This is a genomic window from Pseudomonas sp. AC247, from assembly GCF_979258015.1.
This window is the reverse complement of sequence record NZ_OZ409829.1, coordinates 4,364,810-4,387,354: the sequence shown is the minus strand read 5'-3', so window position 1 is coordinate 4,387,354 and position 22,545 is coordinate 4,364,810. Positions and strand designations below refer to the sequence as shown.

Annotated in this window: 28 protein-coding genes; 17 read left to right on the top strand and 11 right to left on the bottom strand. The window is 58.8% G+C overall.

Features of this window, described 5'->3' with window-relative positions; all coding sequences use genetic code 11:
- Nucleotides 1–18 precede the first annotated feature (18 nt).
- From ACZZ0B_RS19960 to recX, 9 genes are all read left to right on the top strand, one after another.
- On the top strand, nt 19–915 hold the full coding sequence (locus ACZZ0B_RS19960; RefSeq protein ID WP_008077156.1) for a gp53-like domain-containing protein: 897 nt from the start codon (nt 19–21) through the stop codon (nt 913–915).
- A complete protein-coding gene (locus ACZZ0B_RS19955; RefSeq protein ID WP_463546068.1) occupies nt 916–1,362 on the top strand; it encodes a tail fiber assembly protein in 447 nt (148 codons plus the stop codon).
- Between the two features lie 18 nt (nt 1,363–1,380).
- Nucleotides 1,381–2,541 carry a hypothetical protein gene (locus ACZZ0B_RS19950; protein ID WP_463546067.1) on the top strand — a complete coding sequence of 387 codons (1,161 nt, stop codon included), beginning with the start codon at nt 1,381–1,383 and terminating at the stop codon, nt 2,539–2,541.
- Complete coding sequence (locus ACZZ0B_RS19945) at nt 2,541–2,795, top strand: hypothetical protein (RefSeq protein ID WP_463546066.1); 255 nt, start codon at nt 2,541–2,543, stop codon at nt 2,793–2,795. The genes ACZZ0B_RS19950 and ACZZ0B_RS19945 overlap by 1 nt, the downstream gene beginning before the upstream one ends.
- A 36-nt stretch (nt 2,796–2,831) precedes the next feature.
- The gene (locus ACZZ0B_RS19940) at nt 2,832–3,398 is read left to right on the top strand and encodes a glycoside hydrolase family 19 protein (protein WP_463546065.1); all 567 of its coding nucleotides are present in this window, start codon (nt 2,832–2,834) and stop codon (nt 3,396–3,398) included.
- On the top strand, nt 3,377–3,895 hold the full coding sequence (locus ACZZ0B_RS19935; RefSeq protein ID WP_463546064.1) for a lysis system i-spanin subunit Rz: 519 nt from the start codon (nt 3,377–3,379) through the stop codon (nt 3,893–3,895). The genes ACZZ0B_RS19940 and ACZZ0B_RS19935 overlap by 22 nt, the downstream gene beginning before the upstream one ends.
- A gap of 67 nt (nt 3,896–3,962) precedes the next feature.
- Nucleotides 3,963–4,463: a CinA family protein gene (locus tag ACZZ0B_RS19930; RefSeq protein WP_440093549.1), complete on the top strand. Its 501-nt coding sequence runs from the start codon at nt 3,963–3,965 to the stop codon at nt 4,461–4,463.
- An 83-nt stretch (nt 4,464–4,546) separates the two neighbouring features.
- Nucleotides 4,547–5,602: a recombinase RecA gene (gene recA, locus ACZZ0B_RS19925; protein WP_008077164.1), complete on the top strand. Its 1,056-nt coding sequence runs from the start codon at nt 4,547–4,549 to the stop codon at nt 5,600–5,602.
- An 8-nt stretch (nt 5,603–5,610) separates the two neighbouring features.
- On the top strand, nt 5,611–6,081 hold the full coding sequence (recX, locus tag ACZZ0B_RS19920) for a recombination regulator RecX (protein WP_008077166.1): 471 nt from the start codon (nt 5,611–5,613) through the stop codon (nt 6,079–6,081).
- A 55-nt stretch (nt 6,082–6,136) separates the two neighbouring features.
- On the opposite strand, the gene ACZZ0B_RS19915 is transcribed toward recX, so the two are convergent.
- Nucleotides 6,137–7,255: an LOG family protein gene (locus ACZZ0B_RS19915; RefSeq protein WP_463546063.1), complete on the bottom strand. Its 1,119-nt coding sequence runs from the start codon at nt 7,253–7,255 to the stop codon at nt 6,137–6,139.
- Between the two features lie 350 nt (nt 7,256–7,605).
- Between ACZZ0B_RS19915 and ACZZ0B_RS19910 the strand changes: the two genes are divergently transcribed.
- Nucleotides 7,606–7,800, top strand: coding sequence for a hypothetical protein (locus ACZZ0B_RS19910; protein ID WP_008077170.1), 195 nt, complete (start codon nt 7,606–7,608; stop codon nt 7,798–7,800).
- Here the strand turns inward: ACZZ0B_RS19910 and ACZZ0B_RS19905 are convergent, their stop codons facing one another.
- The gene (locus tag ACZZ0B_RS19905; protein ID WP_008077172.1) at nt 7,801–8,226 is read right to left on the bottom strand and encodes a PA3611 family quorum-sensing-regulated virulence factor; all 426 of its coding nucleotides are present in this window, start codon (nt 8,224–8,226) and stop codon (nt 7,801–7,803) included. It abuts the gene before it with no gap.
- A gap of 186 nt (nt 8,227–8,412) precedes the next feature.
- Between ACZZ0B_RS19905 and ACZZ0B_RS19900 the strand changes: the two genes are divergently transcribed.
- A complete protein-coding gene (locus ACZZ0B_RS19900; protein ID WP_463546062.1) occupies nt 8,413–9,162 on the top strand; it encodes a tRNA-uridine aminocarboxypropyltransferase in 750 nt (249 codons plus the stop codon).
- A gap of 72 nt (nt 9,163–9,234) precedes the next feature.
- Here the strand turns inward: ACZZ0B_RS19900 and ACZZ0B_RS19895 are convergent, their stop codons facing one another.
- A complete protein-coding gene (locus ACZZ0B_RS19895) occupies nt 9,235–9,393 on the bottom strand; it encodes a hypothetical protein (RefSeq protein ID WP_157173056.1) in 159 nt (52 codons plus the stop codon).
- Between ACZZ0B_RS19895 and erdR the strand changes: the two genes are divergently transcribed.
- Nucleotides 9,386–10,036: a response regulator transcription factor ErdR gene (erdR, locus tag ACZZ0B_RS19890; protein ID WP_008077176.1), complete on the top strand. Its 651-nt coding sequence runs from the start codon at nt 9,386–9,388 to the stop codon at nt 10,034–10,036. The genes ACZZ0B_RS19895 and erdR overlap by 8 nt on opposite strands.
- Nucleotides 10,037–10,110: 74 nt before the next feature.
- Complete coding sequence (locus ACZZ0B_RS19885; RefSeq protein WP_008077178.1) at nt 10,111–10,473, top strand: diacylglycerol kinase; 363 nt, start codon at nt 10,111–10,113, stop codon at nt 10,471–10,473.
- On the opposite strand, the gene ACZZ0B_RS19880 is transcribed toward ACZZ0B_RS19885, so the two are convergent.
- Complete coding sequence (locus ACZZ0B_RS19880; RefSeq protein WP_008077179.1) at nt 10,470–11,396, bottom strand: LysR family transcriptional regulator; 927 nt, start codon at nt 11,394–11,396, stop codon at nt 10,470–10,472. The genes ACZZ0B_RS19885 and ACZZ0B_RS19880 overlap by 4 nt on opposite strands.
- Before the next feature lie 133 nt (nt 11,397–11,529).
- Between ACZZ0B_RS19880 and fpr the strand changes: the two genes are divergently transcribed.
- Nucleotides 11,530–12,309 (top strand): ferredoxin-NADP reductase, encoded by a 780-nt coding sequence (fpr, locus tag ACZZ0B_RS19875; RefSeq protein WP_007908723.1) that lies wholly within the window; start codon nt 11,530–11,532, stop codon nt 12,307–12,309.
- A 183-nt stretch (nt 12,310–12,492) separates the two neighbouring features.
- On the opposite strand, the gene tsaA is transcribed toward fpr, so the two are convergent.
- The 6 genes from tsaA to rimO form a co-directional block, all read right to left on the bottom strand.
- On the bottom strand, nt 12,493–13,191 hold the full coding sequence (gene tsaA / locus ACZZ0B_RS19870) for a tRNA (N6-threonylcarbamoyladenosine(37)-N6)-methyltransferase TrmO (RefSeq protein WP_440093561.1): 699 nt from the start codon (nt 13,189–13,191) through the stop codon (nt 12,493–12,495).
- Between the two features lie 183 nt (nt 13,192–13,374).
- Nucleotides 13,375–14,145, bottom strand: coding sequence for an SDR family oxidoreductase (locus ACZZ0B_RS19865; protein WP_463546061.1), 771 nt, complete (start codon nt 14,143–14,145; stop codon nt 13,375–13,377).
- Nucleotides 14,146–14,273: 128 nt separating this feature from the next.
- A complete protein-coding gene (locus ACZZ0B_RS19860; RefSeq protein ID WP_008085752.1) occupies nt 14,274–14,744 on the bottom strand; it encodes a YehS family protein in 471 nt (156 codons plus the stop codon).
- Nucleotides 14,745–14,816: 72 nt separating this feature from the next.
- Complete coding sequence (locus tag ACZZ0B_RS19855; protein ID WP_212545310.1) at nt 14,817–15,527, bottom strand: rRNA pseudouridine synthase; 711 nt, start codon at nt 15,525–15,527, stop codon at nt 14,817–14,819.
- 189 nt (nt 15,528–15,716) lie between these two features.
- Nucleotides 15,717–16,196, bottom strand: a complete 480-nt coding sequence (locus ACZZ0B_RS19850) for a GNAT family N-acetyltransferase (RefSeq protein ID WP_463546060.1) — start codon at nt 16,194–16,196, stop codon at nt 15,717–15,719.
- A gap of 209 nt (nt 16,197–16,405) precedes the next feature.
- Nucleotides 16,406–17,743: a 30S ribosomal protein S12 methylthiotransferase RimO gene (rimO, locus tag ACZZ0B_RS19845; RefSeq protein WP_008088939.1), complete on the bottom strand. Its 1,338-nt coding sequence runs from the start codon at nt 17,741–17,743 to the stop codon at nt 16,406–16,408.
- Between the two features lie 350 nt (nt 17,744–18,093).
- Here rimO and ACZZ0B_RS19840 point away from each other — a divergent pair, with 350 nt between their 5' ends.
- Entirely contained in the window at nt 18,094–19,935 is a 1,842-nt protein-coding gene (locus tag ACZZ0B_RS19840; protein WP_463546950.1) for a potassium transporter Kup, read from the top strand.
- A 161-nt stretch (nt 19,936–20,096) separates the two neighbouring features.
- Here the strand turns inward: ACZZ0B_RS19840 and ACZZ0B_RS19835 are convergent, their stop codons facing one another.
- Complete coding sequence (locus ACZZ0B_RS19835; protein ID WP_463546059.1) at nt 20,097–20,423, bottom strand: DUF3077 domain-containing protein; 327 nt, start codon at nt 20,421–20,423, stop codon at nt 20,097–20,099.
- A gap of 640 nt (nt 20,424–21,063) precedes the next feature.
- Between ACZZ0B_RS19835 and ACZZ0B_RS19830 the strand changes: the two genes are divergently transcribed.
- A complete protein-coding gene (locus ACZZ0B_RS19830; protein ID WP_463546058.1) occupies nt 21,064–21,831 on the top strand; it encodes a MarR family transcriptional regulator in 768 nt (255 codons plus the stop codon).
- 1 nt (nt 21,832) lies between these two features.
- The gene (locus ACZZ0B_RS19825) at nt 21,833–22,531 is read left to right on the top strand and encodes a hypothetical protein (RefSeq protein ID WP_463546057.1); all 699 of its coding nucleotides are present in this window, start codon (nt 21,833–21,835) and stop codon (nt 22,529–22,531) included.
- The last annotated feature ends 14 nt before the right edge of the window (nt 22,532–22,545 follow it).

Sequence of the window (22,545 nt, the reverse complement as noted above, 5' to 3'; positions counted from 1 at the left end):
CAGACAAGGAGTTGAATCATGGATTATCCAAAGAGTGTTCCTAGCGCCGGATTGGTAGATGGCAAGTTTGTCGATGAAGATTTACTGACGGGCAAGCCGGGCTCGTTGATTCCGGCCAGTTGGGGTAATGGTGTTACGCAGGAGTTGTTGACGGTCATCCAGAGCGCGGGGCTGACACCGTCGGAGGCCGCCAATAATCAACTGCTCAGTGCGCTGCGTAGCAACAATCTGTTCGTCACGGCACCGCAGTTCAATCAAGGCAAAGCGGTCGCCACCACCGAGTTCGTCGCCCGCGCGGGCCTGCAGTTTTCCGGGTTCGTGTCCTACCCTGCGAGCACTGTCCTGACCGTGGCCAACGTGGGCGGGGTGGCGAGTTTCGCCAGCGCAACGCCGATCACCGCAACGTTGCCTTCCATCAATGGCATCGCCCATGCCAGCACGCTACACGTGATCAATGCGGGCAACGGTGTTCTGACCATCAACCCTGCCGCTAACGAACAAATTGAAACCTGCAACGGTACGTTCGGGGCACTGAAGCTCGGGCTCGGCGACTCCGCATGCCTGATCAAACTGGCGAGCCAATGGCGGCTATACGCAGGGTCGATCAGCGATCGTTATGCAACGGCGCATTCGGGTGTCTATGGCAACGTCGGCTATCAACGGTTTGCCAGCGGCAACATTGAGCAATGGGGCGTGGGCACAACGGATGCGAAGGGCGAAGTCGACGTGATTTTTCCAATCTCCTTTCCGACAGCCTTTTCTTCGCTGGTGGCTACTCATGCTGGCGGTGACGGCGCAATGGTCATCCTGATTGCGGGTTCTGGAAAGCAACAAGGCTGCAAGCTCAAGGTTCGTGATTTCGGCGGCAGCATTGCTGCGGGTTGGGGCATCAATTATTTCGCAAAGGGCTATTGAATGAATCCGTTCAACGTTTTGTTCAGCGCCAGCACCCGGGGCGTTTATGTAGCGGGTATCAACTCCACTGACATTCCCGATGACGTCATCGAGATTCCTCAGACTTACTGGATCTCGCTGCTGCAGCAATTGGCCGTTACGGCAAAGGTGATCGGCGTGCGTGCGGATAACGGCTATCCGATTCTGGTCGATCCTGCGCCTCCTTCGGCCGATGAAGCAGCCGACGCCGAGCGCCGTTGGCGCACCGCGCAACTGGCCGCCACCGACGGATTGGTCGCGCGCGATCGCGATGAACTGGAAGACGGCGGCGGCACGACGCTGACCACCGAGCAATATGCCCAATTGCAGACGTATCGCCGCCAATTGCGCGACTGGCCGCAGGGTTCTCTTTTTCCGTTCAGCGAGCATCGGCCACTGGCGCCGAACTGGTTGGCGGCTGCGCTGTGAATCTTTTGAGAGATTGAAATGGATTATCCAAAAAGCGTTCCCGGCATAGGGCTGGTGAATGGAAAGTTCGTCAATGAAGACGTCATTGCGGGATTGCCCGGGTCGTTGATTCCGGCGACCTGGGGCAATAGCGTTACCGATGAGTTGTTGAATGTCGTCAAGTCGGCCGGCCTTGAACCGAACGAAGCCGACGCGAACCAGTTGTTGCAAGCGCTGAAAAAACTCAGCCAGGCCGGTGAAGACAAACATGCCGCCGACATCGGCGCGGCCAATCTCTACATGGCCAATTATGTGCCTGCCGTCACCGCATTGAAGGACGGCTTGGCGCTGCGTTTTACCGCCGGCAATGCCAATACCGGGGCGAGTACGTTTGCACCGAACGGGTTGATGCCCAAGCCGCTCGTCAGTCTTGCAGCAAGTACATTGCGCCCTGCCGAGATTGTCGGCGGTAGCGTGTGTTCGGTGGTGTACAGCGCGGCTCTGGACAGTTGGGTATTGGTGTATGCGAGTGGTGGCAATGCTGCCAGTGGTCGGCTATTGGGTGTCAGGACGTTTACCGCGTCCGGCAACTATGTACCGGCAGTGGGAATGAAGAACGTATTGGTCACCGTCGTCGGCGGAGGTGGTGGCAGCTCGGGAATCGGTGCGACGAATTCTTCTCAGGTTTCCCTCGCAGGAGGTGGTGCCTCCGGTAGCTACGCACAAGCCTGGTTATCATCTGGCGCGATCGGGCTGAGCCAAATCGTCACAGTTGGGGCGGGGGGCGCTGCGGGCGTTGTCGGCACTGGCGGCGGAAGTGGCGGAACAAGTTCGCTGGGTTCATTGGTTTCGGCCACTGGCGGTGGCGGTTCTCCCTGGAGTACTCCACTCACGCTTCCTGGGTTCGGCTTGTATGTGGGTGGTTTTCCCAGCCAAATCTCAATGGGCGGCAATATTGTCAATTCGGCAGGAGCAGCCGGCAGTCCAGGGATGTGCCTTACCGGATCAACCCTTGCCGGGCACGGCGCAAACTCACCTCTTGGCAGTGGTGGGTATGCGAGCAGCGTCGCATTGAGTGTGGCCGCCCCTGGTTCCGGTTATGGCTCAGGCGCGGGCGGGATTGCTAACGCAACCAATCAGCCAGGCAGGCCCGGCGCTTCAGGAGCGCCGGGCGCTGTAATCATCTACGAGTACGCCTGATGAAAACCTACGCACGCATCGCCAACAACACCGTGGTCGAGCTGTTCTCCACCGACGGCAACATGGCCAAGATGTTTCACCCGGATCTGCTGTGGGTCGATATCACTGAAGTCACCCCGGCACCGCAAATCGACTGGAACGCCAACTTCGGCAACCTCGGTTGGGTGTTCGCAGCACCCGAAGAACCCGCGCCGGACAGCCCCCTGAAAACTCTGGCAAAAAAGTGGCTGACAGGCATTGGCCGTCAATCGTGATTCAATCGACGGACTATCCAGGGAGGATCATGCATTATGCAAATAACTGAAAACAACCTTATCGACATCATGCCCAGCGCCCGCTCCCAAGCGGGCGTTTTTGTTTCTGCGCTCAACAGTGCCATGGCTCGCCGCCATATCGACTCGCCAAAACGCATCGCTGCGTTCCTTGCGCAAGTCGGCCATGAGTCGGGGCAATTGCGCTATGTGCGGGAGTTGGGCAACAACCAATACCTGAGCAAGTACGACACCGGCACCTTGGCCTTGCGTTTGGGCAATACGCCAGAGGCTGATGGCGACGGGCAAAAATACCGTGGGCGTGGGCTGATTCAGATCACCGGCCGTTCGAATTATCGGCAGTGCAGTCTTGGGCTGTTCGGCGATGAGCGTCTGCTGTCGTTGCCTGAACTGCTCGAGCAACCACAATGGGCAGCCGAATCGGCAGCATGGTTCTGGGAACAGAACGGCCTCAACGAGCTGGCCGACCGCGATCAGTTCAACACCATCACGCGGCGTATAAACGGCGGGTTGAACGGCTTGCAGGATCGTCTGGAGATCTGGGCGCGGGCGAGGGCGGTGCTATGCCTTTCTCCGGGCGCGTGATCGGCCTTCTTTTGCTGGCGGCGGGCGCTTTTGCGGCGGCCTGGCAGTTGCAGGACTGGCGCTACGGCCGGCAACTGGCCGAGCAGGCCCGGTTAAACGCGGAGGTGCTGAACCAACAGAATCTGGCTGCCGCTTCGGCCCAACAGGCCGAGCAGGATAAACGTCTGGCGCTGGAGCAACGGCTCTCGGCCAGTGAACAAAGCCACTACCGAGCGCTGAGCGATGCCCAACGTGATCAAGATCGCTTGCGCGATCGTCTTGCTACTGCTGATGTGCGCCTGTCGGTCCTTCTCGACGCCGGCGACGTTGCCCAAGGCTGCAACGTGCCCGCCTCCGCCGGCACCGGCGGCGTGGATCATGCAACCGTACGCGCCCGACTTGACCCGGCGCATGCTCAACGAATTATCGCCATCACCGACAGCGGCGACCGCGGACTGATTGCCTTGCAGGCGTGTCAGGCTTATGTCAGAGCGTTGGCGCCCGAACATTTTGAATGAGTCTGTGTATTGAAAGCGCAACCGGCTCGTGTACGGTGGAGGCATTCCACACGATCCGGAGAGCGCCGTGAAAGAGATTACCCAACTGGCCGCCGAGCTTGGCCGACGTCTGCAAGTGCTCAATGCCCACGTGACCACCGCCGAGTCTTGTACCGGTGGTGGCATCGCAGAAGCGATCACGCGGATCCCCGGTAGTTCGGCGTGGTTTGAGGCCGGTTATGTGACGTACTCCAACCGGCAGAAAACCCTGCAACTGAATGTGCCGACCGAGTTGTTTGAAACGGTGGGCGCGGTCAGTGCCGAAGTGGTCGAGGCCATGGTGCGTGGCGCTCAAGACAAAAGCCTGGCGCGATTTGCCGTCGCGGTCAGCGGCGTGGCCGGACCGGACGGTGGTTCACCGAGCAAACCGGTGGGCACGGTGTGGCTGGCCTGGGGCGTTGGCGAGGCGGTTACCACTGAGGTTCAGCACTTCCCGGGTAACCGCGATGAAGTCCGCCGACAAACGGTGAAGGCCGCGCTAGAGGGGCTCCTGCGACTAGCGGCACGAGAAATCGAAAATCAGGGGTAGGCGATCCGCGAACGCTGTGGAATAATACTGGCTACTTATACAGGTGTTGGCCGTCAGGCCTTATTGATTACGTGAGGACTTTAATGGACGACAACAAGAAGAAAGCCTTGGCTGCGGCCCTGGGTCAGATCGAACGTCAATTCGGCAAGGGTGCCGTGATGCGTATGGGCGATCAGGACCGTCAGGCGATCCCGGCTATCTCCACTGGCTCTCTGGGTCTGGACATCGCGCTCGGCATTGGCGGCCTGCCAAAAGGCCGTATCGTTGAAATCTACGGTCCTGAATCTTCCGGTAAAACCACACTGACCTTGTCCGTGATCGCCCAGGCTCAGAAAGCCGGCGCGACCTGCGCATTCGTCGACGCCGAACACGCCCTCGACCCTGAGTACGCCGGCAAGCTGGGCGTCAATGTCGACGACCTGCTGGTGTCCCAGCCGGACACCGGTGAGCAAGCGCTGGAAATCACCGACATGCTGGTGCGCTCCAACGCCGTTGACGTGATCATCGTCGACTCCGTGGCTGCACTGGTACCGAAGGCTGAAATCGAAGGCGAAATGGGTGACATGCACGTGGGCCTGCAAGCCCGTCTGATGTCCCAGGCGCTGCGTAAAATCACCGGTAACATCAAGAACGCCAACTGCCTGGTGATCTTCATCAACCAGATCCGCATGAAGATCGGCGTGATGTTCGGCAGCCCGGAAACCACCACCGGTGGTAACGCGCTGAAGTTCTATGCTTCGGTCCGTCTCGACATCCGCCGTACCGGCGCGGTGAAGGAAGGCGACGAAGTGGTCGGCAGCGAAACCCGCGTCAAGGTAGTGAAGAACAAGGTCGCTTCGCCATTCCGTCAGGCCGAGTTCCAGATTCTTTACGGCAAAGGCATCTACCTCAACGGCGAGATGATCGACCTGGGCGTGCTGCACGGTTTCGTTGAAAAATCCGGCGCTTGGTATGCCTACGAAGGCACCAAGATCGGTCAGGGCAAGGCCAACTCGGCCAAGTTCCTGGCGGACAACCCGGAAATCGCCGCGAAGCTCGAGAAACAACTGCGTGACAAGCTGCTGACGCCGACAGTGATCGACTCCAAGGCTTCTGCAGTCAAAGAGACTGAAGACGACCTGGCCGACGCTGACATCTGATTGCAGCGATGACCACCGCCGTACTCGATACCCTCGTCGCGGTGCGACGAACCGCCATGGACCTGCTCGCACGCCGCGAGCACGGTCGAGTCGAGCTGACACGCAAACTGCGTCAGCGCGGCGCCGAGGCGGAGATGATCGAAACAGCCCTCGACCGTTTGACGGAAGAGGGCCTGCTTTCCGAAGCCCGTTACCTTGAAAGCTTTGTTTCCTACCGTGCCCGTTCCGGCTATGGCCCTTTGCGGATTCGCGAGGAACTGAGCCAGCGCGGCTTGCAACGTGCCGATATCGAACTCGCCCTGCGCGAAAGCGGTATCAGTTGGCAGGAGCAACTTCAGGACACATGGCGTCGCAAGTTCTCCGGGCATTTACCGATTGATGCCAAAGAGCGGGCCAAGCAAGGCCGGTTTCTGGCGTATCGAGGGTTCTCGATGGAGATGATCAACCGCTTGTTCAGCGGTCGAGGCATGGACGATTAAAACCGACTCAATAAAAACGGCCCGCTATGAAAATAGCGGGCCGTTTTTTTTGCTTTCAAATTGCCTTTGACGGTTCGCGCGAGCGCTCAACTGTTTGCGGTCTTGAATCGGCCCAGTTTTCCGGCAGGTTGATGTAATCGATCAACTCCCTCAGGCGCCCGTGAGTGCGTGCATTGAAAGCGAAGGCCAGTCGCGCCAGATGACTGAACTGCGCTTCATCGTGTTCCTCGCCGGCGTAGGCGTGTTGATGAAACTGGTCACTCAGGCACAGATCGGCGAATGCTTCCTGCATGTGCGCCAACGCCTGATCGCTGAGGGTGTGATGCATGCGAATCACGAACTGCCGCTTGAGCCAGCGGCTGGAGTGGAAGTTGCTGTAGAACTGGTTGATCTGTTCCACCGCCTCTTCAACGCTGTAGACCAGACGCATCAGCTTCATGTCAGTCGGCAGGATGTAGCGATTGGCCTCCAGTTGGTGGCGAATGAAATCCATCGCGCCTTGCCAGAAGGTACCGCCCGGTGCATCCAGCAGTACCACCGGTACCAGCGGGCTTTTGCCGGTCTGAATCAGCGTGAGTACTTCCAGCGCCTCATCCAGCGTGCCGAAACCGCCCGGGCACAGCACCAGCGCGTCAGCTTCCTTGACGAAGAACAGCTTGCGGGTGAAGAAAAAGTGGAACGGCAGCAGATTGCCAGTGCCGTCGACGGTCGGGTTGGCATGTTGTTCGAAGGGCAGGGTGATGTTGAAGCCGAGGCTGTGATCACGGCCGGCCCCTTCATGGGCGGCGGCCATGATGCCGCCCCCGGCGCCAGTGATGACCATCATGTCCGAACGCGTCAGGGCGGCGCCGAGTTCACGGGCCATGGCATACAGAGGATGTTCGACTGGTGTGCGCGCCGAGCCGAATACGGTGACTTTGCGTCGGCCCTTGAATTGTTCCAGTACCCGAAATGCTTGCTCCAGTTCGCGCAGGGCCTGCAGGGTGATCTTGGCGTTCCAGCGGTTATGGTCTTCCTGAGCCATGCGCAGCACGGTCAGGATCATGTCGCGGTAAATGGGAATGTTCGGGCTGTTGGAGGAAACACGGCTGAGTTGTGCTTCGACCTGGCTAATGAGGTCGGGGCCGCTTTCCTGAAAATGACGGCTCAAGAGGTCATTCGGTTGGTAAGGCATTCAACGTCTCCTTCTGCACAGAGCGGATGGCCCTGACGAGCGGCGTCAGTGCCGCGCTGCAAAAAACACACGATCGGCAGTTCCTTGCCTGCCGTTGAAAAATGATCGGAATACTCTGAATCTAGACCTTGGCGCGCATTTGCGCTGACTTGATCATTGCGCCGTAAAGTTTTGGCTGGCAACCGTTTATTGATTTTCAGCCAGTGTCATCACCGCTCGTCCGAAGGTGCGCCGAGCGGCAATCGCTCTGATTAACTAACTGACAGGCGCCGTACGACAGCTTTGCGTCATCGACCGTACGCAAGGTGCACGCGATTCAAGGATTTGCGGGTGGCAAGGAGGCGGGACACATGGCCAGAGTGATTCTGGAGATCGATACGCAGCTGTATCGGATGTTGAAGGCATCAGCCGAGACCAATCATGTCAGTCTCGAAGAGGAGTGCTGCCGGCGGTTGGCGGGCGGCGAGCGCCGTTCGCACTATTTACAGGCCTTGCTGGCCGAACTGCGCGCCGAGGATGAACAGCGGCGCGCCAATTCGCGATGATTACTTCTTCTTCGCCGGGCCGGCTTTCGGGCAATCCGATTCCTGGTAGCTGGCGGAGCCGATCGCCTTGTTGGTTTTCACTTCGGTGAAGTCGTAACGCATGATCGCGCCCTTGGCCATCAGCTTGCGAAACGACGGGTTGTTGCACACCGAAGCGCCCAACTGGAAATACACGGCTTTGGGGTCAGCGCGCATTTTGTCGGCGTGGCTCTTTTGCACGCTCAGGTGGTTGATCAACTGCGTGCCTTCAACGGTGAAGCCCTGATCAAGAATGTCTTCGCTGATGGCGCGTGGCGTGCCGACGCTGCTCTGGGCGGCGACGTTACGCAGCTCGCGGTTCAGATTCTGCTCACTCAGGGAGGCAGCCTGAGCGGTGAAGGACGACGCCAGCAGAATGGCAGCGGTGGGAACGATAAGGCGCAGCATGAAAATCTCCTGATTCGGTGGCTGGTGGTTCGACCAGCCTCGGGGCTGTGCGTTCAGTGGCGGCGAATTATAGGGGAGCCGGTCGGGAGGGTACAGGCTTGTGCCCGTCGCTCTGGTAAACTGCCGGCTTTTATTGCCCTGCCGAGTGCTGTGCGTGTCGAGTTTTCCTGCCGTAAGGCGTTGCCCGTGACCCATCATGCCCCCAACGCCGTCGCCCGTTTGCGTGATCAACGCGAAGATGAAGGCATCAAGCCGATCCAGGCCCGTGGCTTTCGCTCCGAACGCTGCCGAGACTGCCGGGTCATCATCAGTCATTGCCTGTGTGCCTGGCGGCCCAGTGTCGAAACGCGGTCGGCCGTGTGCCTGATCATGACCGGCAAGGAAGTGTTCAAGCCGAGCAATACCGGTTGGCTGATTGCCGACGTGGTGCGTGATAACCATGCATTCATCTGGTCGCGCACCGAGCCCGATCCGCAGATGCTGGCGCTGCTCAACGACCCGCAATGGCAGCCGTATCTGGTGTTCCCCGGTGAGTACGTCGAGCCGTCGCGTGTGACCAACACCGTCGCTGTCGATAGCAACAAGCGCCCGCTGTTCATTCTGCTGGATGCAACCTGGACCGAAGCGCGGAAGATTTTTCGCAAGAGTCCGTATTTCGATCGCTTGCCGATCTTGAGCCTGTTGCCCGACAAACTCTCGCGCTATCGCTTGCGCCGCTCGACCCGCAGCGAGCATCTGTGCACCGCCGAAGTCGCGGCGCTGTGCCTGGAATTGGCCGGTGACTCGGACGCCGCTTCTGCGCTGGACGCCTATTTCGACGTGTTCAGCCAGCATTACCTCGGCGCCAAGCAGCAATTGGACATGAATGAGTCCACCCCCGCCCATGCCGAGTTGCTGCCCTATATACGAAAGCCGCAGCCAGAGTTGGCGCCATAGTGGCCCATACTGTACGCAGCGGCGGCCGTGCTGCTTGACCACCCCGTCTTCGCTGGGCATGCTTGGCGCCGATTAGGGTGCGGCCAAGGTTTGAAACGCCGTGTTTGCTGTTGATTGGCGTTGAACGTGCCCCTGTGGATATCGCTTGAAAGCGGCATCTTGAGTTGCTTTGGCCAGACCGGAATGCACCGCGTCTGCCATCAAAAACAGGATCATTTGAAAAATGGCCACATACGACATCCTGATTGCCGATGATCACCCTCTGTTTCGTAGCGCCCTGCATCAAGCGGTGACGCTGGGCCTCGGCCCGGATGTACGCTTGGTCGAAGTCGCAAGCATCGCCGAACTGGAAACCCGCCTGACCGAAAAAGCCGACTGGGATCTGGTCCTGCTGGACCTGAACATGCCCGGCGCTTTCGGGTTTTCCGGGTTGGTCATGCTGCGCGGGCAATACCCGCAGATTCCGGTGGTGATGGTTTCGGCGCAGGAAGAAGCGTCGGTAATGGTCAAGTCCCGTGAGTTCGGCGCCAGTGGGTTTATCCCCAAGTCCAGCGACCTCAGCGTGATTCAGGAAGCGGTGCGTAAAGTACTCGATGGCGATGTGTTCTGGCCGCCGCAGGCGTTCGAAGCGGTTGCCGTTTCCGACGAAGCCAAAGCCGCCAGCGACGGGCTCGCCAGCCTGACCCCGCAGCAGTTCCGCGTGCTGACCATGGTCTGCGAAGGCCTGTTGAACAAGCAGATTGCCTACGAGTTGAGTGTGTCGGAAGCGACCATCAAGGCCCACGTCACGGCGATCTTTCGCAAGTTGAATGTGCGAACTCGCACGCAAGCGGCTTTACTGCTGCAACAACTTGAGTCAATTCCGAGCCAATAAAGGCTGGCGTCTTCACGCTTTTTTGACTTTTGTTGAACTAGCTTTCCCACTCCTTTTTGGTTGGTTTCTACTTTATGTCACCTTTCAAGGGCCAGACCGGCCTGAAACGCATCCTCAACGCCTCCGGTTACTCGCTGGACGGTCTGCGCGCCGCCTTCACCGGTGAAGCGGCGTTCCGCCAACTGGTGTTGCTCAACGTGATCCTGATTCCGCTGACGTTCTTCCTCAATGTCAGCCGCGTTGAGCAGGCGCTGTTGATCGCGGTGTGCCTGCTGGCGCTGATCGTCGAGCTGCTGAATTCGGCGGTCGAAGCGGCCATCGACCGGATCTCGCTGGAACTGCACCCACTATCGAAGAACGCCAAGGACATGGGCAGCGCTGCGCAATTCGTCGCGCTGAGCATGATCGGTCTGGTGTGGGCGGTGATTCTGCTTTAAGCGATTGTCGGCAGGACGATCTCGTCGCTGCGCTGCACCCCGGCGGTGAAAGCGCGGCACAGTTCGAGAAACTCGCGCATGGCCGAAGTCTGATACTTTTGCTTGTGCCAGATGAAGTAGAACTGCCGCGCCAGATCCAGATCCGGCGTCTCCACCGGCACCAGACTGCCGCGCCGGAACGCATCGCGCAGTGCCAGTCGCGAGATGCAACCAATCCCCAGCCCCGATTCCACCGCGCGTTTGATCGCTTCGGTGTGTTCCAGCTCCAGACGGATATTCAGCGAGCTGCGATGGTGACGCATGGCCTGATCGAAGGTCAGCCGCGTGCCGGAACCCTGTTCACGCAGAATCCACGCTTCATGGGTCAGCTCTTCCATGGTTGCGCTGCCGCGCTGGGCCAGCGGATGTTGCGGCGCACAGAACACCACCAGCTCATCCTCGACCCAGCTCTGCACTTCGATGTCCGGGTGGCTGCAATCGCCTTCAATTAGACCCAGATCAATTTCGTAGTGGGCAACTTGCTGCACGATATTGGCAGTGTTCTGCACGTGCAGCTTCACCTGACTTTCCGGGTGGCGCTGCATGAAGCTGCCGATCAGCAGGGTCGCCAGGTAATTGCCGATGGTCAGCGTCGCGCCGACCGACAGCGAGCCGAAACCGGATTTGCCGTTGAGCAGGTCTTCGATTTCCTTGGCCTGATCGAGCAGGGCCACCGCTTGTGGCAGCAGCTGTTTGCCGAGGGCGTTGAGGCTCAGCCGTTTGCCGGCACGATCGAACAGCTGGCAGCTGGACTGGCGCTCCAGCTCGGTGATCGAGGTGCTGGCGGCCGACTGCGAGAGGTTGAGCAGACCCGCAGCACGGGATACGCTTTCCTGCTGGGCGACGGCGACGAAGACTTGCAGTTGACGGAGAGTAAATCGCATATCGATATAACCGATAACCCTTATCTTAATAATCCAGTTAACAGATATTGTCGTCGCTATTAGAATGCGATGCAATTGCGCACCGTCGCCTTTAAAAGCCAGCGCAGACCCAATCTCCAGGAGTCAAACGTACATGAGCAACATGAACCACGAGCGTGTCCTCAGTGTTCATCACTGGAACGACACTCTGTTCAGCTTCAAGTGCACCCGCGATCCGGGCCTGCGCTTCGAGAACGGTCAGTTCGTGATGATCGGCCTGCAACAGCCCAACGGCCGCCCGCTTATGCGCGCTTACTCGATCGCCAGCCCGAACTGGGAAGAGCATCTGGAATTCTTCAGCATCAAGGTGCAGGACGGCCCGCTGACCTCGCAGCTGCAACATTTGAAGGAAGGCGACGAGATCATCATCTCGAAGAAGCCTACCGGCACCCTGGTGTTGGATGACCTGAACCCGGGCAAGCACTTGTACCTGCTGAGCACCGGCACCGGTCTGGCGCCGTTCATGAGCGTGATCCAGGACCCGGAAACCTACGAGCGCTTTGAAAAAGTGATCCTGGTTCACGGTGTGCGTTACGTCAACGAAGTCGCTTACCGCGAATTCATCACTGAGCACCTGCCGCAGAACGAGTTCTTCGGCGAAGCCCTGCGTGACAAGCTGATCTACTACCCGACCGTGACCCGCGAGCCTTTCGAGAATCAGGGCCGTCTGACCGACCTGATGCGCAGCGGCAAGCTGTTCAGCGACATCGGCCTGCCACCGATCAACCCGCAGGACGACCGCGCGATGATCTGCGGCAGCCCGAGCATGCTCGACGAGACCAGCGAAGTGCTCGACAGCTTCGGCCTGAAAATCTCGGCGCGGATGCGCGAGCCGGGTGATTACCTGATCGAGCGTGCGTTCGTCGAGAAGTAAGCCCCACTGAAAAAGCCCCCATTGCCTTTGCAGGCAATGGGGGCTTTTTTATGCCCGAAACATTTCCTTCATGCCTGCCACAATCCATGTAGGAGCTGCCGAAGGCTGCGATCTTTTGATCTTGCTTTTAAGATCAAAATCAAAAGATCGCAGCCTTCGGCAGCTCCTACATTGACCGAGGTCTCAGGCGTTGGCGGGGATGACTTCGAGCACGCGGATCTGCTCGGGCGTCGGGTAATGCCAGCGCACATCCAGATCCCAGAATTGCGCGCCATATTCGCGTTCAGGTGCCGGGGTCTGATACGCCGGACGCGGGTCCTGAGCCAAACACTGTTCAATCAAAGCCACCAACGGCTCATCAAGGCGCTGAGCGTGTGTGTGCGCCTGTTTCAGTGCTGAGTCCGTCCACTGCACTTCAATCAGCTGCGGCGCCGCACTGGCGATGCTGTTGGCGGCGTTGGGGATGATGTCGGCGTAAGGTACGTAGGGTTTGATGTCGAGAACCGGCGTGCCGTCGAGCAAGTCGATGCCGGAGATAAACAGCCGATTGGCTTCGACCTTGTCCAGTTTCACCACGGATTGGCCGATGCCGTTCGGGCGGTGCGTCGCACGAGTAGCGAATACGCCCATGGATTTGTTGCCGCCCAGGCGCGGCGGGCGGACTTTCAGGCGTGGTTTTTCTTCGAGCGCCTGATGGAACAGGAACAGCAACCAGACGTGGCTGACCTGTTCCAGACCCTGCACGGCGTCACCCTGATCGAACGGCGCCACCAGTTCCAGCACACCACGGGCGGCAGGGGCCAGTTGTGGCTGGCGGGGGATGGCGAATTTCTCCTTGAAGCAGGAGCGCACGAAGCCGATGGGGGAGACGCTGTAAGTCATGGTTTGCATTCGAAGCGGGGCAGGGTGGGCATGATAACCCGGCAGCCCTCAAGTCTGGTGGTGGCAGGGCTGACGACATCGCTGGCAAGCCAGCTCCCACAAGGTTCTCGGGCGTTCGCATCATTTGTGCACACCACAAAACCTGTGGGAGCTGGCTTGCCAGCGATAGCTTCACCGCCGATGTCAGAGGCTAAACCCACCATCCAGCGGAATGATATTCCCGGTCATATACGCCCCGGCCGTACTTGCCAGGCTGATCGCCAACGCCGCCATCTCCTCTTCACGCCCCCAGCGCTTCATCGGAATCAACGCCGTGTCCTCGGCCAATGCCTGCTGATCATTACCAATATGCTGAGTCATCTTGCTCGGAAACCGCCCCGGCGCGATCACATTGACGTTGATGTGCTGGCTCACCAGTTCACGCGCCAGAATCCGCGACAACTGGTGCAAGGCGGCCTTACTCGGCCCGTAGGCATACGCCTGCTCACCAAACGAAGAAATCCCTGCCACCGAACCGATATTGATAATCCGCGCCGGATTCGCCGCAGAACCACCCTTGCGCAACAAGGGCAGAAACTGCTGGATGCAACTGAACACCGACGTCACGTTGAGCTGCATGACCTTTTCCCAGCCCTTGACCGGATAGCTCTCCAGCGGCGCGCCCCAAGTGGTGCCCGCGTTGTTCACCAGAATATCCAGATGCGTGATCTGCTCGCCCAGGCGCGCGGCCAGTTCCTGCACGCCTTCTTCGCTCGCCAGGTTCGCCGCCACACCGTGACATTTGCCCAAGGCGCTGAGTTCTTCAGCGGTTTGATGGCAGGCCTCGGCATCGCGTGAGCAGACATAGACGCGCGCGCCAGCCTCGACAAAGGCTTTGGCGATCATTTTGCCGATACCACGGGTGCCGCCGGTCACCAGAGCGGTGCGGCCTTGCAGGGAGAAATACGGATGCATGGCGAGTCCTGAAGATTAGGGATCAGTACACCCTAGTCGTCAGCCACGAAAAGCGGAGCCACTATTTTTGCAGGGAATGAACGGTCATGCGTTGCGGTGGCGACCATCGATCACCACCGCAGAGGGGATCAAGCCGGGCGAACGCGCAGGGTCAGACCCTTGAGGAAGTTGCGCAGCAACTGGTCGCCACACGGGCGGTAGTTGGTGTGGCCGACCTTGCGGAACAGTGCGCTGAGCTCAGGCTTGGACACCGGGAACTCGGCAGCCTTGAGGATCGCGTGCATGTCGTCTTCTTTCAGTTCGAAGGCCACGCGCAGCTTTTTCAGAATGATGTTGTTGGTCACCGGCACTTCGATCGGCTGCGGCGGACGGCTTTCGTCTTTGCCACGCTTGAAGATCACCAGGCCGTCGAGGAAGTGTGCGATGACTTCGTCCGGGCAGCGCACGAAACCTTCTTCGTCTTCTTCTTTCTTGTCGAGCCAGGTCAGCACGTCAGCGAGTTCTACGTCCATGCCGCCGAGTTTGATGATTTCGACAACTTTCTTGTCGCTGATGTCGAGCATGTAGCGCACGCTGCGCAATACGTCGTTATGAATCATGTGAGTAATCCTGATAAGCGTTGTGGGCAGCACGCGGGCGCGCTGCCGGAATGTGTGGCGGCAGTGGAAGTCTTAGAACTTCTCTTTGCCGGACAGGTAGCGCCATTGGCCGACCGGGACTTTGCCGATCGAGACGCCGCCGATGCGGATGCGGCGGATGCCGATGACCTTCAGGCCCACCGCTGCGCAGAACTGGGCGATGATCCCCGGCTGCGGATTTTTCATGGCGAAGCGCAGACGGTTTTCGTTCTGCCAGCTGGCCTTGACCGGCGGCAGCTCCTTGCCCTTGTGCGTCAGGCCGTGCTGCAAGCGGTTGAGGCCGTGCGCGACCATGTCCCCTTCGACTTCGACCACGTATTCCTGCTCGATCTTCGCGGCGTCGGCCGTGAGCTTGCGCAGGATTTTCCAGTCCTGCGTGAACACCAGCAGGCCGCTGGCCTTGGCTTGCAGGTCGGCGCTGGCGGTCAGGCGCAGGAAGTGCCCGCGCAACGGGCGTTTGCCATAGCGGTGTTCTTCGCTGAGGGTGTCGATGCTCAGCGATTGCATGGCGCTTTCGACGTCCATGCCGGCCGGCGCGTTGAGCAGGATAGTCACCGGCTCCGGCGCGGTGGCCTGGGCGTCCTTGTCGAGCTCGACCTTCTGGTCGCCGACCTTGAACTGCGGTTCGTCGATGACTTCGCCGTCCACGGTGACCCAGCCGCCCTCGATGAACAGCTCGGCCTCCCGGCGGGAGCAACCGACCAGTTCGATGAGGCGTTTGGAGAGGCGAATCGGGTCAGTCATGACAGGGCCGTAACAAAAAAGGGGTGGGCATTGTACCTGTGTGGCGCCGGTTAAGCCCGGTTCCATTTTCACGGTGTGGCTTTTTGTAGGAGTGAGCCTGCTCGCGATAGCCTTCTGACATTCGACATTGATGTTGGCTGATCTGGCGCTATCGCGAGCAGGCTCACTCCTACATTGGTTTGTGGTGTGTCAGGCGTGGCTTGAGCGTGTTTGGGTTTGGGTTTGGCGCAAGCGCATGTGCAGCAACGGGTACGGCTGGCCCATGCCATCCACTTCAGAGCGGCCGATCACTTCAAACCCCTGCTTGAAGTAAAATCCCAGTGCCTGCGGGTTCTGTTCGTTGACGTCGAGTTCATCGGCATTCAGATGCTGCATCGCGTAATTCAGCAGTTTCTTGCCCAAACCCTGGCCGCGATGATCGGGATCGATGAACAACATTTCAATCTTGCCCGCTGCCACCCCGGCGAACCCGGTGATGCGCTGGTCGGCGTCCTTGGTGCAGATCAACATCACCGCATCGAGATAACGTGTCAGCACCAAATTGCGCAGCAGTTCGATGTAGCTCTCCGGCAGAAAATCATGGGTGGCGCGAACCGAGGCCTCCCAGACCCGGGTCAGTTCCTGATAATCGCTGAGTTTCGGCGTGTGGATGACCGAATGGTGACGCATGCCCGTCTGCCTCTTGTCTGTTTCAGGGGAGTCCGTCCCCCGCTAAACGATAGCCGTAAAAAAGCCCCGCATCGAGCGAGGCTTTTAAATTCAGCGCTATCCCGAATCCCGGTAGGAGCTGACGAGTGAAACGAGGCTGCGATCTGTTGATCTTGTTTTTCAAGATCAACAGATCGCAGCCTTCGGCAGCTCCTACAGGGTATGCGGTGTTAGATCTGTTCGGCCCACAGGTCGTATTCGTCAGCGTCGGTGACTTTGCACCAGACCTTGTCGCCCGGCTTCAGATTGCTGCCGTTATCAATAAACACGTTGCCATCGATTTCCGGGGCATCGAAGAAGCAGCGGCCAACCGCGCCTTGCTCGTCGACTTCGTCCACCAGTACTTCGATTTCACGGCCGATGCGCATTTGCAGGCGGGCCGAGCTGATCGCCTGCTGGTGCGCCATGAAGCGATCCCAACGATCCTGTTTGACCTCGTCCGGAACGATCTCCAGATCCAGATCGTTGGCCGGAGCGCCTTCAACCGGCGAGTACTGGAAGCAGCCAACGCGGTCGAGCTGGGCTTCGGTCAGCCAGTTCAGCAGGTACTGGAAGTCTTCTTCGGTTTCGCCCGGGAAGCCGACGATGAAGGTCGAACGGATGATCAGATCCGGGCAGATTTCGCGCCAGTTCTTGATGCGCGCCAGGGTCTTGTCTTCGAACGCCGGGCGTTTCATCGACTTCAACACTTTCGGGCTGGCGTGCTGGAACGGGATGTCCAGGTACGGCAGGATCTTGCCGGCGGCCATCAGCGGGATCAGCTCGTCAACGTGCGGGTACGGGTAAACGTAGTGCAGACGGACCCAGACGCCGAGGGTGCTCAGCGCTTCGCAGAGCTCGGTCATGCGGGTTTTCACCGGCGCGCCGTTCCAGAAACCGGTGCGGTATTTCACGTCGACGCCGTATGCGCTGGTGTCTTGCGAAATCACCAGCAACTCTTTAACGCCGGATTTGACCAGACGCTGAGCTTCGTCGAGCACGTCGCCCACCGGACGGCTGACCAGTTTGCCGCGCATCGACGGGATGATGCAGAACGAACAGCTGTGGTTGCAGCCTTCGGAAATCTTCAGATAAGCGTAGTGGCGCGGGGTCAGCTTGATGCCTTGCGGCGGCACCAGGTCGATCAGCGGGTTGTGATCTTTACGCGGCGGCACCACTTCGTGCACGGCGTTGACCACTTGCTCGTACTGCTGCGGACCGGTCACGGCCAGCACGCTCGGGTGCACGTTGCGGATGTTGCCTTCTTCCACGCCCATGCAACCGGTGACGATCACCTTGCCGTTTTCCTTGATCGCTTCGCCGATCACTTCCAGCGACTCAGCCTTGGCCGAATCGATGAAACCGCAGGTGTTGACGACTACAACGTCGGCGTCCTGATAGGTGGACACCACGTCATAACCTTCCATGCGCAGCTGGGTCAGGATGCGCTCGGAGTCGACCAGTGCTTTCGGGCAACCCAGAGATACAAAGCCAACCTTTGGATTGGCCGGCGCAGGAGTGGTGGACATGTCTAACCTCGGTATTTTGTGACATCGCTTTCTTGGTGCGAAAGCCGACGGACGGGCGCTTAAGGTGCGCCTCTGATCAAAAAGTGCGCAATTCTAGCGGCGGGCAACGCACTTGACCAGCTTTATGCAGGGAAATACGACGAGTGCTGCGCTATGCTTCGCGCCGTTGAGCTTTACCAATTTTTTACAGTCAACAAATGGTCTGTAACAACAGGTAAAACAGCGCATGCTGCACCACAAAGCATAGTGCTTCATTCAAAGAAGCCGGTTCTGAGAAGTAGGAGTGTTGGATGGGTCAGGCAAGTAGTCATGCGGCAGGCGCCGAGGGTTCGGCCTCCAAGCCGCTGAGCATGCTGGTCGCGGCGGTCGGGGTAGTTTACGGCGACATCGGCACGAGCCCGTTGTACACCCTTAAAGAAGTGTTTTCCGGCGGTTACGGCGTACCGGTCAACCACGACGGCGTGCTGGGCATTCTGTCGTTCATCTTCTGGTCGCTGATCTGGGTCGTGTCGATCAAATACATGATGTTCGTGCTGCGCGCCGACAACCAGGGCGAGGGCGGCATCATGGCGCTCACGGCGCTGGCGCGGCGGGCGGCAGGGCATCGCAAGAAACTGCGCTCGTTGCTGGTGGTGTGCGGACTGATCGGCGCGGCGCTGTTTTACGGCGACAGCATGATCACCCCGGCGATTTCCGTTCTGTCGGCGATTGAAGGTCTGGGGTTGGCGTTTGATGGCATCGACCATTGGGTCGTGCCGCTGTCGCTGGTGGTGCTGGTCGGGTTGTTCCTGATCCAGAGCCATGGCACCGCGCGAATCGGCATCCTGTTCGGGCCGATCATGGTCACCTGGTTCCTCGTCCTCGGCGCCCTCGGCGTGTATGGCATTAGCCACACGCCAGAAGTGTTGCATGCGATGAACCCGCTATGGGCCGTGCGTTTCTTCACTGTGCACCCAGGCATGGGCGTAGCGATCCTTGGTGCTGTGGTGCTGGCGCTGACCGGTGCCGAAGCGCTGTACGCCGACATGGGCCACTTCGGTCGCAAGCCGATTGCCCGTGCCTGGTTCATCCTCGTGTTGCCGGCGCTGGTGCTCAATTACTTCGGTCAGGGCGCCTTGCTGCTCGACAACCCGGAGGCGGCGCGTAACCCGTTCTACCTGCTGGCACCGAGCTGGGCGCTGATTCCATTGGTCGGTCTGTCGACCATGGCCACAGTGATCGCCTCGCAAGCGGTGATTTCCGGCGCGTTCTCCCTGACCCGTCAGGCGATCCAGCTCGGCTACATCCCGCGCATGTACATCCAGCACACCTCCAGCGATGAGCAGGGCCAGATTTATATTGGTGCGGTGAACTGGGCACTGATGGTTGGCGTGGTTCTGCTGGTACTCGGCTTCGAATCCTCCGGCGCCCTGGCCTCGGCCTACGGTGTGGCGGTGACGGGCACCATGCTGATGACCACCATTCTGGTGTCGGCGGTGATGCTGCTGCTGTGGAAGTGGCCACCGATCCTCGCGGTGCCGGTGTTGATCGGCTTTCTGCTGGTGGACGGCCTGTACTTCGCCGCCAACGTGCCGAAGATCGTTCAGGGCGGTGCGTTCCCGGTGATCGCCGGTATCGCCCTGTTCGTGCTGATGACCACTTGGAAGCGCGGCAAGCAACTGCTGGTCGAGCGCCTGGACGAAGGCGCGCTGCCGCTGCCGATCTTCATCAGCAGCATCCGCGTGCAACCGCCGCACCGGGTGCAGGGCACAGCCGTTTTCCTGACAGCGCGCTCCGACGCCGTGCCGCATGCGTTGTTGCATAACTTGCTGCACAACCAGGTACTGCATGAGCAGGTGGTGTTGCTGACGGTGGTCTACGAAGACATCCCGCGCGTACCGCCATCGCGGCGCTTTGAAGTCGAGGCGCACGGAGAAGGCTTCTTCCGGGTGATCCTGCACTTCGGCTTCACCGACGAGCCGGACGTGCCGCAGGCGCTGAAGCTGTGTCATCTGGATGATCTGGACTTCAGCCCGATGCGCACCACGTACTTCCTCAGCCGGGAAACGGTGATTGCCTCGAAACTTGAGGGCATGGCGCGTTGGCGTGAAGCGCTGTTTGCGTTCATGTTGAAGAATGCCAATGGGAACTTGAGGTTCTTCAATCTGCCGCTGAACCGGGTGATTGAGTTGGGGACGCAGGTGGAGATGTAACTTCGCGTTATAGAAAGAGCCCCCGTCAGCCTTGTGGTTGGCGGGGGCTTTTTTGTCGGCGGCAACTTCAGATCAAAAGATCGCAGCCTTCGGCAGCTCCTACAGGTTTCGCATTCCATGTAGGAGCTGCCGAAGGCTGCGATCTTTTGATCTTCAAACCTCTACAAGCTTTCAGGTATCTCTGCTTCAGACTCGGTCTTCGTCCGCGCAGGTCGTGGGATCAGCGCTTGGATCACATCATCAATCAAGGCCTTGCCCATCACCGTCAGGTAATGCGCAGCCCAAGCGTGGCGATCAGTGTCTCTGATGAAGGCAGCGTCCTCGGCGAAGGATTTAGCGAGGGATAGCAGGTCGGAGGATTGGGACAAGGCATCGATGATCGGGATGCCGGAGCGGACGTTGAAGAACGCTTGATCCGAGTTGTGGAGGAAAGGGGTGAATCCGATGGTTGTAAGGTCTGAAGGCGTTGACGGAGTTTCTTTGCTCATTGTTTTGCTCCCTAAAACGAGGAGCTGCCGCATTCGTTACCACACGAATGGGTGGCAGCTGTACGCAGGGTGGTAAACCGGGAGAGCAAAGAAACCGGCAGACCCGAAGGTCTCCCACGTACAGCTGCCATGACAGTGAATTACAGGCGTAAAAGAACGCCTGCTGTCGTGATGGAGGCACTGTTGCACTTTGCCTAACCGGGTTACCACACCCGATCGCTGAATGGGTCAGCGACGTCCGGAGAGTATCCCGTCGAAAAACAGCGCAATAGAGCGGCAAAGCGCCCGAACACGAGTTTCGGAGTTTGCCTACAAGGTCTGTGGGCGTCATCTGATATTGCGAGACTGGAAGTAAACGATACTAAACGTCGCGCACGAACCGACGTGTGCAGAGCATTCAGGTACGTATGACGGCATCAGCGGAACAAGAAGTACAGGATGAACCAGAGGAGCTTCGGATCGAAAAGAAAGCCAGTGAACGATTGCTCATCTTTGATTTGGTCCGCGCAATCAGCCATGACGATATGCGGGCAAGGTATGCAGCGATTAGTGATCGACCCAAGGGCTTGACGACCCGGCCTCGGCAGTGAGACAAGTGTCCACGTTTTATGGAATGTGGACACTTGAGGTTTTGAGCTAAATGAAGAGTCAAGACATTTTACTTTTGTTCAAAATGGCCAGTCTCCACGCTCAGGAAGAGAACCTCTTGGGGGAGATGGAGGCCGAATCGAATTCGGACAGGGGCGAAGAGCTGCTCAGGCCTTATGTCGTCAGCCGAATGACCGCAGGGGAGAGTGTGGGGAAGCCATTGGTCACCTACTCCACTGATGGGGAAGACACAATCTTCCATCGCCGCGAACTCGATTCGCCTTTCGCTGATGGGCCAGACTGGGAGGGATGGGCGGAACCAGCATCTGATCCACCGCTGACAAGTTGGAGCGATCGGTACTCTCTGCGTGCGCTGTCTGCCTCTCTCGGACTGAGCAAAAGCGAAGTCTCAAATGCTCTCGCCCGATGCCGGGAATCCGGATTGCTCATCCATGACTACGACACCGGGCTTGCCAAAGTGCACCGCCGGGAACTGCTGAAAATTACCGAGTACGCGCTGAAGTACTTCTTCCCGGTCAAGCCTGGCGCGATGGTTCGTGGCATACCCACGGGTTTTGCGGCGCCTGCGCTGTCCAAAAGCATCAAGAGTGCGGGTGGTTTGATTCCGGTCTGGCCGGATGCGCAGGGAACCGAGCGAGGTCAAGCGATAGAGCCGCTTTACAAAACAGTGCCGGAAGCGGTGAAAAAAGACCGGATTCTTTACCACTATCTGGCGCTCGCTGATGCAATCCGTCTGGGTGGTCCGCGTGAGTGTGGTGTGGCAATCAGTATTCTGAAGGCAGGGATGGGGCTGAAATAACATGTCGTCAAACGCGGATCACAATTACGAACTCATTGAGTTCGTGGCTGAAGGCTTGGGCGAGGCGTTTCTCGCCGAAGTTGCTTTTGTTGGCGGTTGCACAACCGCCATGCTGGTTACAGATACAGCCGTGCTGGACGACATTCGTTTCACTGATGACGTTGATCTAGTGATCGAGTTGGCCGGTATCAGCGCCTGGAAAAAACTCACCGAACGGCTGGCGGCCAAGGGATTCAAGATCACCGGTGAGGACGAGGTCAATTGTCGTTTTCGCTTCAATGACGTTGTCGTGGATGTCATGCCTTCCGACCCTGCAGTGCTCGGCTATGCCAACCGCTGGTTCGTCGAGGGGCTGGCGAGGGCGGATAAATTCACCCTGCCCAGCGGCACTGCCATCCAGATATTCCAGCCCGCGTATTTTCTAGCGACGAAACTGGAAGCTTTCAGTGGTCGGGGAAATGGTGATCCTTATCACAAGGATGTCGAGGACATGATCATCTTGATCGATGGTCGGCCTGAGCTGTTGGAGGAGGTGGGCCAGGCTGACAAATACCTCAAGGCGTTCATCACAAAGGGAATCCACAAGCTGATGGAGCTCGATGGGGTTGGCTACGTGATCGAAAGTTCAGGCTCGGTGCAGGCGAATCCAGGCAGAGGGCAGATTATTCACCGGCGTATGAAAGCGCTGGCCAACGCATGAGATACCACTCCCGA